Annotated in this window: 19 protein-coding genes; 9 read left to right on the plus strand and 10 right to left on the minus strand. The window is 55.0% G+C overall.

The annotated features are described in order from the left end of the window. Positions 1-52 precede the first annotated feature (52 nt). From JQR90_RS20470 to JQR90_RS20505, 8 genes are all read right to left on the minus strand, one after another. Positions 53-1057 (minus strand): helix-turn-helix domain-containing protein, encoded by a 1005-nt coding sequence (locus JQR90_RS20470; protein ID WP_125889518.1) that lies wholly within the window; start codon positions 1055-1057, stop codon positions 53-55. Between the two features lie 112 nt (positions 1058-1169). Then, positions 1170-1970, minus strand: a complete 801-nt coding sequence (locus JQR90_RS20475) for an SDR family oxidoreductase (RefSeq protein ID WP_434140967.1) — start codon at positions 1968-1970, stop codon at positions 1170-1172. Positions 1971-2057: 87 nt separating this feature from the next. After that, a complete protein-coding gene (locus JQR90_RS20480; protein ID WP_074826026.1) occupies positions 2058-2843 on the minus strand; it encodes an SDR family NAD(P)-dependent oxidoreductase in 786 nt (261 codons plus the stop codon). Continuing rightward, positions 2836-3675, minus strand: a complete 840-nt coding sequence (locus JQR90_RS20485; RefSeq protein WP_434140969.1) for a MoaF C-terminal domain-containing protein — start codon at positions 3673-3675, stop codon at positions 2836-2838. Before JQR90_RS20485 ends, JQR90_RS20480 begins: the two co-directional genes overlap by 8 nt. A gap of 91 nt (positions 3676-3766) precedes the next feature. Beyond that, a complete protein-coding gene (locus JQR90_RS20490; RefSeq protein WP_019366254.1) occupies positions 3767-4432 on the minus strand; it encodes a helix-turn-helix transcriptional regulator in 666 nt (221 codons plus the stop codon). Between the two features lie 25 nt (positions 4433-4457). After that, positions 4458-4823 carry a cupin domain-containing protein gene (locus tag JQR90_RS20495; RefSeq protein WP_010799043.1) on the minus strand — a complete coding sequence of 122 codons (366 nt, stop codon included), beginning with the start codon at positions 4821-4823 and terminating at the stop codon, positions 4458-4460. Positions 4824-4852: 29 nt separating this feature from the next. Beyond that, entirely contained in the window at positions 4853-6151 is a 1299-nt protein-coding gene (locus tag JQR90_RS20500; RefSeq protein WP_010799044.1) for an NAD(P)/FAD-dependent oxidoreductase, read from the minus strand. A 663-nt stretch (positions 6152-6814) separates the two neighbouring features. Further along, positions 6815-7063 carry a hypothetical protein gene (locus JQR90_RS20505; RefSeq protein ID WP_010799045.1) on the minus strand — a complete coding sequence of 83 codons (249 nt, stop codon included), beginning with the start codon at positions 7061-7063 and terminating at the stop codon, positions 6815-6817. A gap of 273 nt (positions 7064-7336) precedes the next feature. Here JQR90_RS20505 and JQR90_RS20510 point away from each other — a divergent pair, with 273 nt between their 5' ends. After that, positions 7337-7750, plus strand: coding sequence for a hypothetical protein (locus JQR90_RS20510; RefSeq protein WP_010799046.1), 414 nt, complete (start codon positions 7337-7339; stop codon positions 7748-7750). A 17-nt stretch (positions 7751-7767) separates the two neighbouring features. Here the strand turns inward: JQR90_RS20510 and JQR90_RS20515 are convergent, their stop codons facing one another. Then, on the minus strand, positions 7768-7917 hold the full coding sequence (locus tag JQR90_RS20515) for a hypothetical protein (RefSeq protein ID WP_010799047.1): 150 nt from the start codon (positions 7915-7917) through the stop codon (positions 7768-7770). Positions 7918-8207: 290 nt separating this feature from the next. Between JQR90_RS20515 and JQR90_RS20520 the strand changes: the two genes are divergently transcribed. The 8 genes from JQR90_RS20520 (at position 8208) to JQR90_RS20555 (ending at position 16417) form a co-directional block, all read left to right on the plus strand. After that, complete coding sequence (locus tag JQR90_RS20520) at positions 8208-8399, plus strand: hypothetical protein (RefSeq protein WP_010799048.1); 192 nt, start codon at positions 8208-8210, stop codon at positions 8397-8399. A 1220-nt stretch (positions 8400-9619) separates the two neighbouring features. Continuing rightward, on the plus strand, positions 9620-12418 hold the full coding sequence (locus JQR90_RS20525) for a monovalent cation/H+ antiporter subunit A (protein WP_434140972.1): 2799 nt from the start codon (positions 9620-9622) through the stop codon (positions 12416-12418). After that, positions 12418-12741: a Na+/H+ antiporter subunit C gene (locus JQR90_RS20530; protein ID WP_010799052.1), complete on the plus strand. Its 324-nt coding sequence runs from the start codon at positions 12418-12420 to the stop codon at positions 12739-12741. The genes JQR90_RS20525 and JQR90_RS20530 overlap by 1 nt, the downstream gene beginning before the upstream one ends. Continuing rightward, complete coding sequence (locus tag JQR90_RS20535; protein WP_010799053.1) at positions 12738-14240, plus strand: monovalent cation/H+ antiporter subunit D; 1503 nt, start codon at positions 12738-12740, stop codon at positions 14238-14240. Before JQR90_RS20530 ends, JQR90_RS20535 begins: the two co-directional genes overlap by 4 nt. Further along, positions 14237-14725 (plus strand): Na+/H+ antiporter subunit E, encoded by a 489-nt coding sequence (locus tag JQR90_RS20540; protein WP_010799054.1) that lies wholly within the window; start codon positions 14237-14239, stop codon positions 14723-14725. Before JQR90_RS20535 ends, JQR90_RS20540 begins: the two co-directional genes overlap by 4 nt. Continuing rightward, positions 14719-14988 carry a K+/H+ antiporter subunit F gene (locus tag JQR90_RS20545; protein ID WP_010799055.1) on the plus strand — a complete coding sequence of 90 codons (270 nt, stop codon included), beginning with the start codon at positions 14719-14721 and terminating at the stop codon, positions 14986-14988. The genes JQR90_RS20540 and JQR90_RS20545 overlap by 7 nt, the downstream gene beginning before the upstream one ends. 8 nt (positions 14989-14996) lie before the next feature. Next, positions 14997-15329 carry a Na+/H+ antiporter subunit G gene (locus tag JQR90_RS20550; RefSeq protein ID WP_010799056.1) on the plus strand — a complete coding sequence of 111 codons (333 nt, stop codon included), beginning with the start codon at positions 14997-14999 and terminating at the stop codon, positions 15327-15329. 323 nt (positions 15330-15652) lie between these two features. Continuing rightward, positions 15653-16417, plus strand: a complete 765-nt coding sequence (locus tag JQR90_RS20555; RefSeq protein ID WP_010799057.1) for an OBAP family protein — start codon at positions 15653-15655, stop codon at positions 16415-16417. Between the two features lie 50 nt (positions 16418-16467). Here the strand turns inward: JQR90_RS20555 and cfa are convergent, their stop codons facing one another. Beyond that, positions 16468-17631, minus strand: a complete 1164-nt coding sequence (cfa, locus tag JQR90_RS20560) for a cyclopropane fatty acyl phospholipid synthase (RefSeq protein WP_010799058.1) — start codon at positions 17629-17631, stop codon at positions 16468-16470. Positions 17632-18011 lie beyond the last annotated feature (380 nt).

Raw genomic sequence — 18011 nt, forward strand, 5'->3', positions numbered from 1 at the left:
GAAACCTCTCCCTTTGTTTTTTCTTAGGGTGGGGGAGGTCAAGCGAGGGTTGTTATCCGGATTTGGCAAAACTGGTCATATAGTCTTCACGAACACGGCGTAAAGTGGCGGATGGTTTTTCGCCAAACAATTTAGCGTAGTCGTTGGCAAAGCGGCTCAGGTGCCAAAAGCCCCATTGGGCTGCTACGTCCTGCACCGAAACCGTGCCGTCACTGTGACAAAGCGCACGGTGCGCCGCATTCAGGCGCAGCGTACGCAGATAAGTGGTCGGGTTGACGCCCAACGCCTCCTGAAAACAGTACTGCAGTTTGCGTCGGCTGGCGCCGATGCGGTTACAGAGTTCCAAAATCGAAGGCGGCGTTTCCTGACACGAAAGCGCATACTCGCGGGCTCGGTCTACCATCCGCTTGCGGGCTGTGGGAGTCAGTGCCGGAACCTCTTCGCCAGCATCGAGCAGATCCAGAAGGTGCAACAGAACGGTTTCCCGGATACCGTTTCGGATAGCCTCGTGCCTCAAGAGGCCTTGACTCTGGCTTTGCGTATTTGCGATGTCGTCAAGCAACCTGACGAACTCGCTGTAACGCTGATGGGGGCGGAGACGGTAACACTTCGGCAAGTCGTCAAGAGTGAACGGGCTCTGTTGCTGCTCTAGTATGGGAAGCAGCTCGGCCTCTGCAACGGTGATGCATAGCAGGTCGAGATTGGCAGGCGTCTGCAACTCTGGCAGGTGAGCGCCGCGGGCGACCAACAGGCTGGCTTCTCTCAACGAGTGTCCGGCGCAATGAAGCTCGCACGCTTCGTTGAGGGGCAGGCTGAATGCAATCGCACCTGGCCATGCCGAGCCGTTCTTGCGCAATGCCTGATTGCACCGATCGCGGGTCAGATGCATCCAGTCCAGCTGGATATCGATCAGTTCGCCCTCGAAGCGTCCAGACGAGACCTGGTCATAATGCAATGCCCAGCCTGTCATGGCGTGGGAGTGCTCCGATACGTCCTGAGTATGGGTGTGATGCATTCGAGCCTTTACCGGTAACGCAGCCTTGATGTCTTGGTGCATTTTGGAAACCTTTCTGCTCGTTAAAGGCCTTTCCTGCGTACTGAGGCAAGTTCTGTTCCTCAACGTACCATTCAGATGTAGATGTGCCAAAAATGGCTATTTGGTAGCGCGTTCACACCAGGGCCATCTTGGATTCAGGCAGCGTCATGCCACCGTCAACGACCAGCGTCTGCCCTGTAATAAACGAGGCGGCCTCTGAGGCCAGAAACAGCATCGCACTGGCAATGTCGGACGGCTGACCAAGACGCCCGAGCGGGATACTGGCCCTGATCTGTCGGGTGACGTCGCTGTCGCCCAGATTGCCCATGGCAGGTGTCTGGATCATGCCCGGTTCGACGCCATTCACCCGAACGTTATGATGTGCCAGTTCTAGAGCGGCATTACGAACGAATCCGTTCACGCCGGCCTTGGCCGCCGCGTAATGGCAGAGCCCGGGATAGGCCACCCGAGGGCCTGTCACTGAGGACGTAACCAGCACGCAGCCCTTGCCCTGTAGCCGGAACAGCGGCAATGCCTGCTGCGTTAGCCAGAACAGGGATGACAGATTGACGGCCAGGGTACGTTCCAGCACTTCAGGTGTAATATCGGCGAATGGAGTTAGTGGAAAGTAGCCGGCGTTGTGTACCAGGACATCCAGCCGGCCGCAGGTTTGCTTGACGGTTTCCATGAGTGTCCTGATCTGATCGCGCTCGGCCAGGTCTACCGGATGGGCGGTCACGTGTCTTCCCTCCTTTTGCAATCCCCGCGCGACCGCTGCTGCGTTCTCCGCATTGAGGTCGGCAATGACGACCTGTGCGCCAGCTCCGGCAAAGTGCTCGACAATTCCTCGCCCGATGCCTTGGCCGCCCCCGGTGACGAGAACGACCTTGCCGGTAAAGTCGTGTATCGATCCTGCTGATGTCTGATCCTGCATCATCCTGCTCCTGCGGTTATGTCGAATGAAAGTAGGCCCGCCACTGGGCCTGTGTTTACGTTGGCTGTTGCGCTGGCGTGGCTGGCCTTACAGGTGCTCGTAGGCAAGCGTGGGCACATCGACGATGCTGGAGCCGCCGTCCGCCACGATTGAAGCGCCTGTAATAATCGAGGCTTCAGGAGAAAGCAGAAACCGGCAGACTTCAGCGATTTCCGCTGATGTGGCGGGGCGGCGAAGAGGGACATCGCGGGTTACCCGGCTATACGCCGCCTCAAGACTTTCGCCGTAATGCTGCATCAGCGGCTGCATCTCTTCGTCGGCCATCGGCGTTTTCACCCAACCTGGGCAGACCGCATTGACGCGGACGCCGGCAGGGCCATAATCCTTGGCGAGTGAGCGGGTCAAGCCGATCAAGGCATGTTTGGCGGTGGTATAGCTGCAAACTCCCCCTCCTGCGGCCAGCGAGGCGATAGAGCCCAGCAGCACGACAGCGCCCCGTCGCTCGATCAGTGAGGGCAGGCACGCCCTGACGCTGTAGAAAGCGGTGTCCAGATTGCTTTGCATTGCTTGCTGCCATCGGGTATCGCTGGTCTCGAGTGCAGTGCCCTGGCCCAGACCGCCCGCTGACGCCACAAGGCCATCGATTCTGCCGAAGCGCTCGATGATCCGAGGGATGAACGTCTCCCAATCCGCACTGCTGGCCGCATTACCCGTCAGTACCAGCCCACCTGTACGAGCGGCTACCTCCTCCAGCGGTTCCCGACGGCGACCAATGAGTACAAGCTGGGCGCCTTCATCGGCAAGGCGATAGGCGCATGCCTCACCGATACCGCTACCGGCCCCGGTGATTACGTAGGTTTTCACCTCATTCATGGCCTGGGTACTCGGTTGTGTTGAGGATTCTGCTGAATGAGCCAACCGGGAAGTTCGACCACTGCCCTAGATCATCACCCGTATGGCCGCAAATCTTTCCGTCGCTGCGGTGTTGCTTCAGGTCGATCAGCACCAGCCCGAGCGTAGGAATGATCTTTTCCCGCCATACGAACAGATAGAGCTCGTTCTCCAGCTTGAAATAATGGCAGCGGTCCGTATCGGCCAGCCCACGTTCAACGCCACTCAGGCAATGCCAGCTGTAGAGGTTTTCGTTGAGATAGATGTGTTCATAAACCTCATGAGGACTGTAGGCGTAGCAGTTGCGGATGCCGACCAGTTCGTGGGTCGGCTGATGTGGGTGATTCGCTTCCGACGGTGATGTACCTGAATAAAGGCCCTGTATCGTCCCATGAGTGAACTGCGCCGAGACTGGCGTTAGATCCTGGCCCGACAAGGCACACCTGAACAGATCGCTGCGCTGATCATCCTGTGTTGGGAGCTGCCCGTAGACCCGCGTGAAAACGCCTTGCTTCACGTCCAGCACGAGGCTGATCGAGACAGTGGAGGTGTCGGTCTGCTGAAGGAAGTCGATCAGGTAGATCCCTTCCCGGATGGAAGTGACACGAGAGGCCGCCTCGTGAGATATCGAGTGGTCTGCTGAGGACCAGCCAACCGCATTTTGGCTGAAGCGGTAGGTAATGGATTCGCCGGACGGGCCGTCGAGCACTAGCGTCCTGCCGTTGAGGTCGTTCGAGACAGGCAACGTGTAGTTGTCGAGGTTGAAGCCATCGGCCAGTGCGCCTACGGTGATCCAGTCCTGTTGTTGGGTCATGTCATACACTCCGTTTGATAGGTGAGGTCATCATCCACCAGCGGCCTGGCGCCCGGTATCAACCAGATGGTTGAGGTCGCCAGGAGAAAGCTCACAGAAACAGGTGCCGGATCAATTCAGTGCGGTTCGTGACGTTGAACTTGCGATACAGGTTATTCAGGTGCGTTTTAACGGTCGGCAGTCCCATATCCAGATGCCGCGCCAGCGCCTTGTTGCTCAGGCCGTCTTTGAGTGCCAACGCAATGTCCTGCTCTCGAGGCGTCAGGCCGGTCAGGCGGGCTGTCTCGCAAGGTTCATGGATGAAGGCCAACGGCAGCGTAAGCTCCAGCAGACTTTGCAGGCCTGTCAGCCGCTCTATCTCTTCGGCTGTAAATGCGCCTAGTGCCCGTGTGCGCAGAAGCGAGATACCAAATGCCGGCCGTCCGGCCTGATAGGTCAGGATTTCGATGACATCGCAAATGGAGTAGGTATCGAGAAAGGTGGCGTATCGGCGCGAGCGATGTGCTTCTTGCCGAGTCGCTGCCACGCTGAGGGGAACGACTGCCAATCCCAGTTCGTGACAGCAGATGGGCCGCAACGGATCAAATTCGCGGTAGACGTCCAGGTAGCACTGATGTACCTGAGGCGTCATGGTCAGCAGCTCGTAGTGGTGAGCCTCAAGCTGCTGATTTACCTGATAGAGCACGGCAGAGGAAGCCGGTACGATTCGCGTTACCGCCTGTAGGCATCGCTGTTTGCCTTCAGTGGCTGGCATCATGACGAAGGTCTGCCTAGGCTCTGATTTATGCAGCCGCGAGGTAGTGTTTGACAAACCCATCACTGATGATTTCCCACAGGACAGGTGTGCCCTTGGTGACAGACCAGCTATCTCCGGTCTTGTAATGGGTACTTTTGCCTGTGGATTCGTCAGTCAGGATGACCTCACCATAAACAACCGTTGCCTGCTCATTGAACGGGTACACCATTCGGAACTTGCTTTTAGTGGTACCAAAATAAGCAGAGCTGACCGGGTCGGTCGGCGCACCAAAGGTCATCTTGCCAAAGCACTTGCCGTCGCCTTCCAGGATTTCCGAACCCAGATCCGCCACGGTGCCCCAGGCTTCAAGATCGGTCAGTGCGGTGCCTTGTTTAACAGTGAATAACGACATGAAATGATCCTTTTCGTTAAGGGAAAATATCAGCGGCGGCCTGTCATGTAGCCGGCGCTCTGATGCATGATCTTGCCCAGGCTGCAGATAACCGGGCGGAAATGGTCCTTGCCTATGATGTTGCTATGGCGAACCGAGCTGATCAGGTCGTAGCGGGCAGAGCCTTCGCTCATGCCCTCAGCCAGAACCTTGCAGATAATGTGGCTTGGCGTTACGCCGAAGCCTGAATAGCCCTGTACGTAGAACGCATTGGGTCGGCCGGACAAGGTGCCGATCTGGGGGAATAGATTGGCACCACATGCCATCGGGCCACCCCAGGCCAGATCGATCTTCACGTCCTTGAGGTACGGGAAGATCTTGAGCATCAGGTTGCGATTCCAGGCCTTCAGGTCTTTGGGGATATAGTCGAGATAAGGCGTAGCAGCGCCAAATAGCAACCGGTTTTCGGCCGTAACGCGGTAATAGTCAATGACCGGGCGGATATCGCTGTAGGCCCCACGGATCGGGCTGATGCGTTCGATCAATTCATCCGAGAGCGGCTCGGTCATGAGCTGGAACGCATAGGTGTTGATCGTTTTGGTATGGAGTTCCGGCTCCAGCTTGTTGAGGAAACTGTCGCATGCCCAAAGCAGCTTGCTTGCCCTGACAGAGCCCTGCCCGGTGCGCACAGTGATCCGCTCACCATACTCAACGGCAAGGGCAGGGCTGTGCTCGAAGATCTTGACGCCATAGCTGGCTAGCGCCTTGGCCTCGCCCAATAGCAGGTTAAGTGAGTGAACATGACCGCCGCCCATGTGCAACAGGGCGCTGGTGTAGGCCTCCGATCCAATAATGCGGCGGACTTCCGAGCCTGTCAGCAAGGCAATCTCGTGGCCGGAGTTCAGTGATTTGAACTCTTTCTCCCAGGTGCGTAGTGTCTTTTCCTGGCGTGCGCTAAAGCCCATGTAGCCGTAGCCATGATGGAAGTCCGCATCGATATCGTATTTCTGAATCCGGCCCTTGATGATGTCAGCGCCTTTGTCACTGATCTCGAAAATAGTCTTGAGGCCGTCTTCACCTACCTGGTTCTTGATCTTGTCCAGGTCATGACCAATACCCGCCATGATCTGTCCGCCATTACGGCCCGTGCCGCCAAAGCCCAGGTAACGACCTTCGAGCACCACGATATTGGTGATGCCTTTCTCGGCTAGCTCAAGAGCGGTATTGATTCCTGAAAAGCCGCCTCCGATCACAACGACGTCGGCTTCGATGTCCGCATCGAGCGTTGGGAAGCTCAGATTGTATTTCTTGGTAGCGGTGTAATAGGTAGGCGTTTCTATTGTAATCATGGGACTGCCTGGACGAACCAAAATAAAAGTGACCGTTTGAGCCACGCTAGCAAGCTCATGCCTTTATTAATGCAGCGTTCGGGTGGCAAGAATTGTTCCTGGCTGCCATGGGACTTGATCCTCGCTGCCGACCCGCGTTGACAGCCTCCAAATCGTCCGCAACGACGTGATGTTGTGCAGCGGGCTCATCTACTAATGTGTAGCGTGACGTACCGTTTTGCGTCTTACTGCCGAGCCGCCATACCAAGCAGGCATCACTTATGTGGAGGCTACGGGTTTAATCGGGCGAAAGGGGGAGGGGTAGCATTTGCAGGTACATTATGCGTGCGAGGCTGGAGCGCAGCAGACGGATCGTCCTGACGAATCGATACGTATATCGCGCACCCGTGGGACTTACGGCCCGCTCCCTCAAAAGGCGCTGAAAGTACCGCTCAGACGCCAGGCACCCCCTAGTTAGCTGCAAGCCGTTTAAGAAACGTCGCCGTTAGGCCTCCTGCACAAACACATCTCCAAGCCTTATTGTAATTTGTTTGATAATACCAGCCCATAAAAGAGCTTTCTTTTTCAGCCACCTATTGGGTAATAGACAAAGCAAGACAGGCAACCGAAAGCGTGGTACGCGTCGCGTATCAGGGAATCGGCCTGCGTTCGGGCCAAATAGCGTTAAAAGAGCTGGTAGCTAACCGTCCAGTCGCACGTCGGGGTCTCCACGGCAACGACCATCAACCGATCACGGCCCTGGCCGTCTGGTTTGCTTGCAGAAAACAGGGTAGACAGGCGATTTCCATACACCGAGCCTTTATCGAGGCGCCAGGAGCGACCATAGCTTTCAACGCTTTGCAGGCACTCCAGTATCAGCCGGCCGGCCGGCTCCTTTAAAAGCTCGTACGTATTGCTAATAAAGTGACTCATACCTTGTTAGCTCCCTTTCAGTTCACTTCACCACCCGAACCCAAACTGCTCCCTGATACAACAGGCAGACCTTATCGCTAGACATGATCACATCGTGAAAATTTCGTGAAAAAAATGTAAATATATTATTGGCTGGCTGAAAAGCACGGCGTACAGTCTGGATACGGAAATGCCAGAGTTCGTTGATATGGATCAGCCTTTTCCACGCGGCTACCCAGGTGCGCTTGATCAAAGTGCTGCAACGACACGCCTATCCCTTATATGAGCCCACCCATGAGTATCCAGCCTGCGCCATTGAAGCCCGAGAATCCGGACCAGCCGACCCTTTACAGTCGCACCGCTCAGTCGGACATCGAAGTCTTCAGGTTTGAGCAAAACGCAATTATGGTTGTGCGCAGTTCCGGCTCAGAAGCGTCAGAATCCACAGGTGAGGTTGATACTGCCGCGCTGCAGGCTCTGCTGGTTTCGCAGAAGATAAATGTCTCGCGAGCTTTTCTGCTTTGTCAGAAACACCCAGGCAGCTGGGCCTGTTATGACTATCGATGCGGTGAACTCTCAGCGTTCCGATTGCTGGAGCAGGATGGTCTCAGCGTATTGGCTTACATTTGTGATGAGTGGGAACTCAACGAGTATCCACGGGAGCTGGTGCATCAGATATGCCGGAGCGAGGCGGGCAAGGTATCGTGAGAACTACAGGCGATACCTCAGTTAAGTTCGAGTATGCCCTCACGAACAATCAATAGCGCCAATCCTATCAACGCTAATCCTTCAAGCTGAAGCATAGGGTCCAGCGGGTCGAATGCCAGGCAACCTGCACCGCTCAGGCAGAGTAATGTACCCAGAGCAAACAGCATTGCGGTTATCCTCCGTGATCATTATCAAGATCTGCTTTTACATTACGTAGTCATTTTACCCTAAGCCGTACGCCTTTTCAGTGGGTCGTCAAGTGATTCGCAAACAAGGACGAAACGGCGCTGCAAGGATTGACAGGCGTTAAATCAAAAATGGTTACCTGAATGTGTGGGTAGCGTGCTCTGGCTGGGACTGGGTGACAGGCCAGCCACTGCTTTCAACGCTCGTGTACTGTATGGGTCTGATGAAAACTTTATAGTCACGGTGTTCAGAGATTTTTAAGGAGCCAGTCATGACGTTTGCGCGGCTTTGTCGTAGCGCGGTTGTCGTTGCGTTGATTCTTTATGGGGTTCAAGGTGTACGAGAAGGTTTCAATCCCCTTCACTGGTCCTCTCGAGACGTATTCGTCCTGCTGAGTGCATGGGCGATTTATCTGGTCATCCTGGTGGGTGAATCATGGCGTCGAGGACGGCATCAGCGATAAGCCTGTTCAACAAAAGAGAAGTCCGTCACAGGTGTGTGCACTTAACTGCTATCAGGTCGACAAGCGGTCTGTGACTTGGTGAACTTGTGGAGGCAATTTGACACTTATATGCCAGCATTGCGTGCCATCTCGCAATGCTCCTTAATGGTCAAATAGCAAAACGCAGGTGATGTGATGCTGGCGCGAGTAGTTGCTCTTTTGGTGTGCATGGCCACAGGATTGATAGTAGCAGACTGGCTGGGACTGATAAGCAGGGTTTCGGCGCTTACACTGTCTGGCACCCTCAGCGTTGTAACGATGCTTTTTGCGTTAACAATTTCCGCACTCTACATCTATACCCGCCTGGATTGATTTCGTTCCATCAGGTTGCCTAGCGCTGGATAACCGGCAACGTGCTCAGAACTATTCATTGACTGAACGATACTGCAAATAGCACAAAGGGAGCCTAAGCTCCCTCTCAACCATGCTGCACGATGCCTTTTGTTTTTCTTGTATGGCCCTAAGCAACCCCTGGATGCTTCGGATGCATTATGTTGTCTTTAAGTGAACGGATTACTTTAGACACTTCACAAGTTCTAAAATGATCAGTTCGCTTCGCCACTTTCAATCTTGTTTTTGTTGTTTTGAAGTGATCTGTTTTATTTGTTGTTCTTGTTATACCAAGAATAAAGCAGGTGCCGTGCCAACTTTAAAAAATATTTATTAATCAGTGACTTGAAGGTTTGGCCTGTTTTGGTGTTCCGATGCTGTTCCTGATTTCGTTACGCATTGACCCAGCACTGTCACCATGGCGTAACAGGATTGTTACGAAGGGCTTATGAGGCAGTTACCAGCAGGCTCAAACACATTGGGTCTTCAACAGCTCAAGCCCGAACGCCTTCTTCTCTTAGCCACTGATTGATCATTGCATGCGTTTTCGGCGCAGGCGTGATTAAGCATAGAGGGCTTCCGCTGGAGCCTGGACGATGTTGATGCAGGCACACAGCCCCATCGTAACGAACGATCCCCCGGGAGCGGATAAGGGTATCAATCGCCTGATGGCTATTGTTAACGTCTTGTCATCAATCATGTGCCTGTCTGAATGCCATTATGCAGCGCACTAACGCGACGGTCGCTTGTCCCACCCCCTAATGAGCTCGTTGGAGTCGAGCCTGTATCTGGAATAGGGGAGTCGGAAGGCATTCCATGATTGTTTACATTGTGATGAGCAGGCGCACCGTATGATGCTGGTGCTGATTGTCGTACTGCCGCTGCTTGGCAGCCTGTTACCTGTAGTGTTTGATCGGGGCGGTCGACGCCTGCCTGCCATTGCGGCCTCGATACCCGCGGCGATTGCCTTCTTCATCCTGTTGAATTTGCGCTCCAGGTTGGCAGAGGGAGCCGCCATCACTGTTTCGTACACATGGCTGGAAAACCTGGGCTTCAACCTGAGCCTTCGTCTGGACGGGCTGAGTTTTCTTTTTGCCTTGCTGATTCTGGGGATCGGCCTTCTGGTCATTCTCTACGCGCGATACTACCTATCGTCTGAGGAGGCCATTGGACGATTCTACAGCTACCTGCTGTTATTCATGGCAGCCATGCTGGGGGTCGTTCTTTCCGAAAACGTGCTGCTGATGCTCGTCTTCTGGGAAATCACCAGTCTTTCCTCGTTTCTGCTAATCGGTTTCTGGTCCCATCGCTCCGACTCGCGACGCGGGGCGCGAATGGCCCTGACGATTACTTCAGGCGGGGGGCTTGCCCTGTTGGCAGGCATACTTTTGCTGGGGCACATTGCAGGCAGCTTCGAGCTGAGCCAGATCCTGGTTTCCGGCTCACGTATCGTCGAACATCCTCTCTATCCGCTGATGCTGGTGCTGATTCTGCTAGGTGCCTTTACCAAGTCTGCCCAGTTTCCATTCCACTTCTGGCTTCCTCACGCGATGGCAGCGCCCACGCCTGTTTCAGCCTATCTGCACTCAGCCACCATGGTTAAGGCTGGCATTTATCTCATGGCACGCCTGTATCCGGCTATTTCGGGTACAGATGAGTGGTTCTATATCGTCAGCCTTACCGGGTTGGTTACCCTGGTGCTTGGGTCAGCCATGGCCTTCTTTCAGCAAGACCTTAAAGGGCTATTGGCCTATTCTACCATCAGCCATCTCGGTCTTATCACTTTGCTGTTCGGGCTGGATACCGACATGAGCTCGGTAGCTGCCATTTTCCACACCATCAACCATGCGACGTTCAAGGCCTCACTGTTCATGGCGGCCGGGATCATCGATCATGAGACGGGTACGCGTGACCTGCGTCGGCTGGGAGGGCTCTACCGTTACATGCCGCATACGGCATTGCTTGCAATCGTCGCGTCGTTGTCGATGGCAGGAGTGCCGTTACTCAATGGTTTCCTGAGCAAGGAAATGTTTTTGAGTGAGACCCTGGAGCAAGGGTTGCTGGGTCCGTTTAATTGGGTCATTCCCGTCGTCTCCACCATTGCCAATCTGCTCACCATGGCATATTCCGTACGCTTCATTCATCAGGCGTTTCTGGACAAGACGCCTGATCCCTCGGCAATGCCTCACTTTCCACCCCATGAGCCGCCGTTCTGGATGCGCGCGCCGGTCAATATCCTCGTCTTGCTGTGTGTCCTGGTAGGTCTGATGCCTGAGCAGACCGTAGGCGATCTACTTGCTCTGGCGGCACGGGTTTCATTGGGCGGACCGTTACCCGAATACAGTCTGGCCCTCTGGCATGGGTTCAATCTGCCTCTTGTCATGAGCCTCATTGCGCTGGGCGGTGGCGTACTGCTGTACTTTGGAATGCGGCGTCCCCTGTTTCGCCTGTATAACCAACTTCCTGATGCCGAAGCGCGGGATGTGTTCGAGGGCGCAATCCAGTGTCTGGTCCGGCTGACCGTCCTGTTTACCGAACGTGTAGAGAACGGCTCGCTACAACGATACATGACGCTTATGCTGATAGGCGTACTGCTCGTAACCGGGAGTGCCTTGTGGGATCTCGAGGTAGTGACGGGGCCGGTGGCGATGACTCCACTCGACCCGGTTACCTCGGCAGGGCTGGTGACTCTTATGGCCGCCTCGATTTCAGTCGTCTTGTTCCACCGTCGGCGGTTGCAAGCCATCGTCTTTAGCAGTGTAGCCGGATTGATGGTGTCTCTGCTGTTTGCCCGGTTCTCGGCGCCTGATCTGGCATTGACTCAGTTGTCGGTTGAGGTTGTCACCACGGTCCTGCTGGTACTGGCACTGTTCTTCCTGCCCTGGCATACACCGCGTGAATCCTCCGCACTGCGAAGAGGACGGGACGGCCTACTGGCGGTGGGATGCGGGGGATTGGTTTCTTTGTTGGCTTATGCGGTATTGACGCGGCCCTACGAGAGCATTGCGCAGTTCTTCCTGGACCGGAGCGTACCGGAAGGCGGCGGCAGCAACGTCGTCAACGTGATTCTGGTGGACTTTCGGGGGTTCGATACGCTGGGCGAAATCAGCGTACTGGCCATTACCGGCATCGCCGTCTACGCCATGCTGGACGGGCTAAACCCTAAGCTTCCCGAGCGGGGGCTGGGTGGGTACCCCTGGATACGTGATCGGCACCCTCTGATGCTCAAGGTTATGGCCAAGCTCCTACTACCGCTGGCCCTGCTGGTTTCCGTCTTTATATTTCTGCGTGGCCATCAGCTGCCCGGTGGCGGCTTTATAGCGGGCCTGATCACAACGGCAGCATTGATCCTGCAGTACATTGCCAGTGGGCTTCGTTGGACGACTGCACGCTTGCCTCTCGATTATCGCCGCCTGGCAGGCAGCGGCATTTTGCTGGCCGGGGCGACAGGGCTGGTCGCATGGCTGTTTGGCAAGCCCTTCCTAACCTCTGGGTTCACGCACCTGCATATTCCAGTGATCGGTGACGTCGAACTGGCCAGCGCGACGCTGTTTGATCTGGGCGTCTACCTAACCGTTGTAGGCTCCTCGTTGCTGACACTGGCGCATTTGGCCTCAAGCGGCCGACCGCAAGAGGAGGGCGTGTCCTGATGGAACTGTTATTTGCCATCACCTTGGGTGTGCTGACAGCGAGCGGTGTTTATCTGATGCTACGTGGACGTACGTTCCCGGTCGTACTGGGAATGACCCTGATCACTTATTCTGTGAATCTTTTTCTTTTTGCCATGGGGCGCTTGTCGACCGGTGCTGCTCCCATCATTGGTCAAAGCCAGACCTATGCTGACCCCTTGCCCCAGGCGCTGGTGCTGACTGCCATCGTCATCAGCTTTGCGATGACAGCATTCGTACTGGTGCTGTCCATCCGTGCGGTTTGCGAACTTGGAAACGATCACGTGGACGGAGAGGAACAATGAGTCATGTGATCATCCTGCCGATTCTACTGCCGCTTTTCAGCGGGGCGGCCCTGTTACTGTTCAATAGTATGACATCGCAAAACAAACGGTACTTTTCAGCGTTGGCTACCTTCCTGCTGATCCCGCTGTCAGCGTGGCTGATCACTGTTGCTGCCCGCGATGAAATCGTAACCTACACCCTCGGTAACTGGCCGGCTCCCTTTGGCATTCTGCTGGTGCTGGATCGGCTGAGTGCGATTATGGTGCTGATTACATCGGTTCTGGCGAGTGGTGCCATACTCTATGCCTGCCAGGGCGACGATGCTCGCGGCCCTAATTTTCATGCGTTATTCCAGTTTCAGGTAGCCGGCCTGAATGGCGCCTTTCTTACCGGCGACCTGTTCAATCTGTATGTCTTCTTCGAAATCCTGCTGATCGCCTCCTACGCGCTGCTGTTGCACGGCGGTGGCAAGGAGCGCACAAGTGCGGGCCTGCACTACATACTGCTTAATCTCCTGGGCTCGTCGTTGTTTCTGGTGGCCGTAGGCGTGCTGTATGGGCTGCTAGGCACCCTGAATATGGCACATCTGTCTGAACGCATCGCACAGGTAGGGCCGGGCGATGCCCCGCTGATTGCAGCCGCCGGGTTCCTGCTACTGTTGGTCTTTGCACTCAAGGCGGCCCTGCTACCTCTGTACTTCTGGCTACCACGTGCCTACGCAGGGGCAACGGCTCCGGTCGCTGCATTGTTCGCCGTGATGACAAAGGTCGGTGTATATTCGATTTTGCGTATCTATGCGCTGCTGTTCGGCCCTGATGCCGGAGCATTATCCCATCTGGCGCAACCCTTGCTGTGGCCTCTGGCCTTGCTGACCCTTGCCTTGGGGTCCATTGGTGCCCTGGCGGCGCGCCAACTTCAGGAACTGGTGGCTTATTTGGTGCTGGTATCGGTGGGGCTGCTGTTGGCTGGCATGTCGCTTGGACGTGTGGAATCGATCTCGGCTTGTCTGTTCTACTTGATTCATACCACATGGATTACCGGAGGGCTCTTCCTGCTCAGTGATATGGTCGCCAGGCAGCGAGGGGAAACCGGGGCCCGACTGGAGAAAGGGCCTGCCCTGCGACAGCCCATGCTTCTGGGCAGCCTGTTTTTCATTGGGGCGGTGTCCATAGCGGGCCTGCCGCCGTTTTCAGGATTTTTTGGAAAACTGCTGATCCTGAAGTCTGCACCACTTTCGGAGGCGCGCTGGCTCTGGCCGGTACTGCTGATCTCCAGTCTCGGCCTCGTCATTGCATTAAGCCGGGCGGGCAGTACGGTGTTCTGGCGAGGCGGTGAGGGCATCGCCGGGCAGGAGAGGGCAAATGGCTGGCGCCTGTTAGCCGTGATAACGCTGATGTCCACCAGTGTCGTGTTGGTAGTCGTCGCAAAACCGCTGACGCTTTACCTTGACCAGGCTGCCCAACAAATCATGTCTCCAGCGGCTTACGCCAGTGCTGTATTACAGGAGGGTAGCCGATGAGCCGATTGTTTCCGCATCCATGGTTAAGCGCAGTTCTGGTAGTGCTCTGGTTGCTATTGGTCAACAGCATCAGTCTGGGAAGCTGGATTATGGGCCTTTTCCTGGGCTGGGCTATTCCACGATTATGTACCCGGATGTGGTTCGAGAACGCGCGGCCCCAACACGGCTGGCTGACAGTTAAGTTGCTTCTTAGAGTTACCAGGGACGCACTCGTCGCTAACATTCAGGTAGCTGTACTGGTCTTGGGGCCGACACGGCGGCTCAATCCCATCTTTGTCGAGGTACCTGTGGATATTCGGGATGACCTTGGCCTTACCCTGCTCATGAGTATCATCTCGCTGACGCCTGGAACCGTATCGGCTGAACTCAATGAGGATCATTCCCTCATTCTGGTTCATGCACTCAACGAAGAAGATCCCGCGCAGCTGATTAGAAGTATCAAGACGCGTTACGAGCAGCCGCTGATGGAGATATTTCCATGCTAACCATTGTGATTCCTATTTGCCTGGCTCTATGTACTATTGCCGTGCTGCTGGCGTTTATCCGGCTGGTACGAGGGCCACATCAGTCCGATCGTATCCTGGCGCTGGACACCCTTAACATCAACGCGATCGCATTGATTGTACTGTTTGGCCTGTGGCTGGACTCAAACCTGTTTTTCGAAGCGGCGCTGATCATTGCGTTGATGGGGTTTATCAGCACGGTCGTACTGGCCAAATTCATTACCCGTGGCGACATCATCGAGTAAGGAGACATATGAACCCATGGCTTGAAGGTATCGTTTGTGTATTACTCCTGGTGGGTAGCGTATTTACGTTGATTGGCTCGATTGGACTGTTACGGCTGCCTGATTTCTTTACCCGGCTGCATGGCCCAACCAAGGCCACGACGTTGGGCGTAGGCAGTACCGTCATTGCATCCATGCTGTATTTCACAACCCAGCACGATGGCCTGAGCCTGCATGAATTGCTGATTCCCCTGTTTTTGTTCATTACCGCGCCCGTCAGCGCTCAAATTCTGTGTAAAAGCGCAATGCAACAGCGATTGAAACGCACCGAAAAGACCAAAGGCGAACCCTGGCAGCCTTGAACATATGTGGGTGCGGCGCATGCGGAAGGGTTGAACACCATGTCTAAGTGGTAGTGCGCTTGTGGCCCGTTGGGCTCCTGCAGGACGATTGGCGAGCACTGTGGACAGGCCATAGCCTTTAGTTGAATTACCGGAAGAGTAAGGCAACAGTGATTAAAAGTGAGGCTGCATTCGCTCTATCGCTTGTAGCCTCTCTTTTTGCATGACTCAGCCGCTCGTTTGGCGCATGGGTTGCGCAACCTATCTTCAGCTCTTGCCTCGTTGCGCTCCTGGAGATCTCTATTACGCTGAAAATGATTTCGCGTAATCATTACAGGTGTCTCATGAGCGTCAATGCAAGAGCGATTCCCCTTTCCCTGGTGTGCCTATTGGCCGCCTGCTCCAGCGGCGGTAATACGGAGTCCTATGTCACTGCGCCCGGTGCGCCCAAGCAGGCGATGACCAAGACCCTGGAAACCGGTGCCGACGTGTTGCAAAGCAAGCCGCCTATCGACGCCCTCAATGCCTACCTGGACGGTTTCCATTTCTACAACGGACACCCGCATGGGCAGATGGAGGCTCATCACTACTGCTCGGTCCTTAACGAACAGGTCATCCAGTGTGTCATTTATGACGGCAATACCAGGGATGCCAAGATCATGGGCGTGGAGTACATCATCGATGAGGCGCTCCTTAAGCAGCTGCCTGCCGCGGAGAAAGCCCTGTGGCACAGCCATGTCCACGAGGTGAAATCGGGGCAGCTGGTAGCACCCGGGATACCCGAACCGGCGGAGCATAAGCTGATGGAAAAGCTTGTTCATACGTATGGAAAAACCTGGCATACCTGGCACACCGACCAAGACAAGACCTTACCGCTGGGTGTCCCTCAGTTAATGATGGGATTTACTGCCGACGGCCAAGCCAATCCACAGATGGTCGAGGCGCGTGATCGTCGTATGGGCATCGACAGCAAGGCAAAAAAAGCTGCCCGGGCCGATATCGTCGCTCCGGCCATCGATCCCGGTGCCGATGCCTGGCAAAAGGGAAGGATCATCCAAATCAAGGATCCCACTGGGTCTCAAAATCATGGCGCGCATTCGCAGCCCTGAAGGTAAACCGACCCAGGCATGGTTCTTGTGCCTGGGCCGATTGCGAAGACTCAGCTCAGCCGGTTATAGCCGCCCGGCACGCCCCGCTTGGATAACACCCACTGCCACAACTGGATATTCCGGGCGCGAAAGGCGGCAGCGCAAGACTGCAGGTAATACGTCCACATGCGATAGAAGCGTGTGCCGAGTTTTTTCTCAAAGCTTGGCCAGGCAGCATCAAAGTGCTTAAACCAGGCCATTAGCGTCTTGTCGTAATCCGCTCCGAAGTTATGCAGGTCTTCAGCTACAAATAATTCATCAAGGGCATCGCCTATCTGACCAATCGAGGGAAGGTCCCCGTTAGGGAAAATATATTTGTCGATCCAGGGATCGGGAGCGGAATGCCGCTGATTCTTGCCAATGGTATGAAGCAGAAAGAGTCCATTATCCTTTAAACAGCGATGAGCGACCTCCATAAACGTCCTGTGATTCTTGCGCCCGACGTGCTCGAACATACCGATGCTGACAATATGGTCGTAGGTGTCGTCCAGGTCACGATAATCCTGCAACCTGAATTCGAGCGGCAGGCCTGCATATTTGCGTTTGGCAAATTCGGCCTGCTCTCTTGAAATCGTAACCCCCACACACGTGACACCATAATGCTCGGCTGCGTAGCCCATGAAGCTGCCCCAGCCGCAGCCGATATCCAACACTTTCATACCGGGACGCAGGCCTAGCTTTCGGCAGATGAGGTCAAGTTTGGCCTCTTGGGCAGAAGCAAGGTCCGTCGCATTTTTCCAGTAACCGCAGGTATACGTCATCCGCGGATCCAGCATGGCGGCGTAGAAATCATTACCCAGATCATAATGCACTTGTCCAACCTGCCAGGCTCGGCTCTGACTCTGAAGGTTGAACAGTTGACTTCTCAGGTAGTGGAGAACCAACCGTGATGGCTGTATGCGCGAGGGCAAGTCTGCCGTCAGGATGCGATAGATGAATTCATCCACCCGGTCGACGTCCCAGTCGCCATTGACGTACGTCTCGCCCAGGCCCAGGTTGCCTCGGGCTAATGCCTGCTCTGGAACGCCCTTGTTATGCAGCCGGATGTCCCAAGGGTTGGAGCCGTTGACCTTGATTCCGGCAAGATCGAGCAATTCTTCGAAGTAATCGAACGTTCGGGTATGGTCTGGACAGTAAAGCTCTTCATCCTGATGCTTGTGCGAAACTATAGCCATGCGCCTTTATCTCCTTGATCCTGTCAAAGTTGCTCATGACTTCCGTGAACGTACTGCTCCTTTTGATTGAATAAAATGTACAGCGGATGTGGTAGGCCAAAAGAGTGCTCTACGTTAAATAGTGTTTTTCTATTTATATGAAACGTGGAGTGCACTTGGCCTCGAAAGTGCTATCGCTGAATACACATTTTGTAAAATTTACTGATGGCATTGTGTTCAATAAGTTCGCGGCAAGGCGCAGGAAAAACGCTTCCATGAACATTGAGTTCGCAGGGAGGAGGAGCGAAAAGGATGGCTCCGGGTAGAACCGCACTCCTGAGCTGACGTACCATATTTCTGCTGCCTGCGCTGTCGCGCAGCGGTTCTCATATCCCTTGCTA

The sequence above is a fragment of the Pseudomonas sp. JZ114 genome (assembly GCF_051027705.1).
GTDB lineage: Bacteria > Pseudomonadota > Gammaproteobacteria > Pseudomonadales > Pseudomonadaceae > Chryseomonas > Chryseomonas luteola.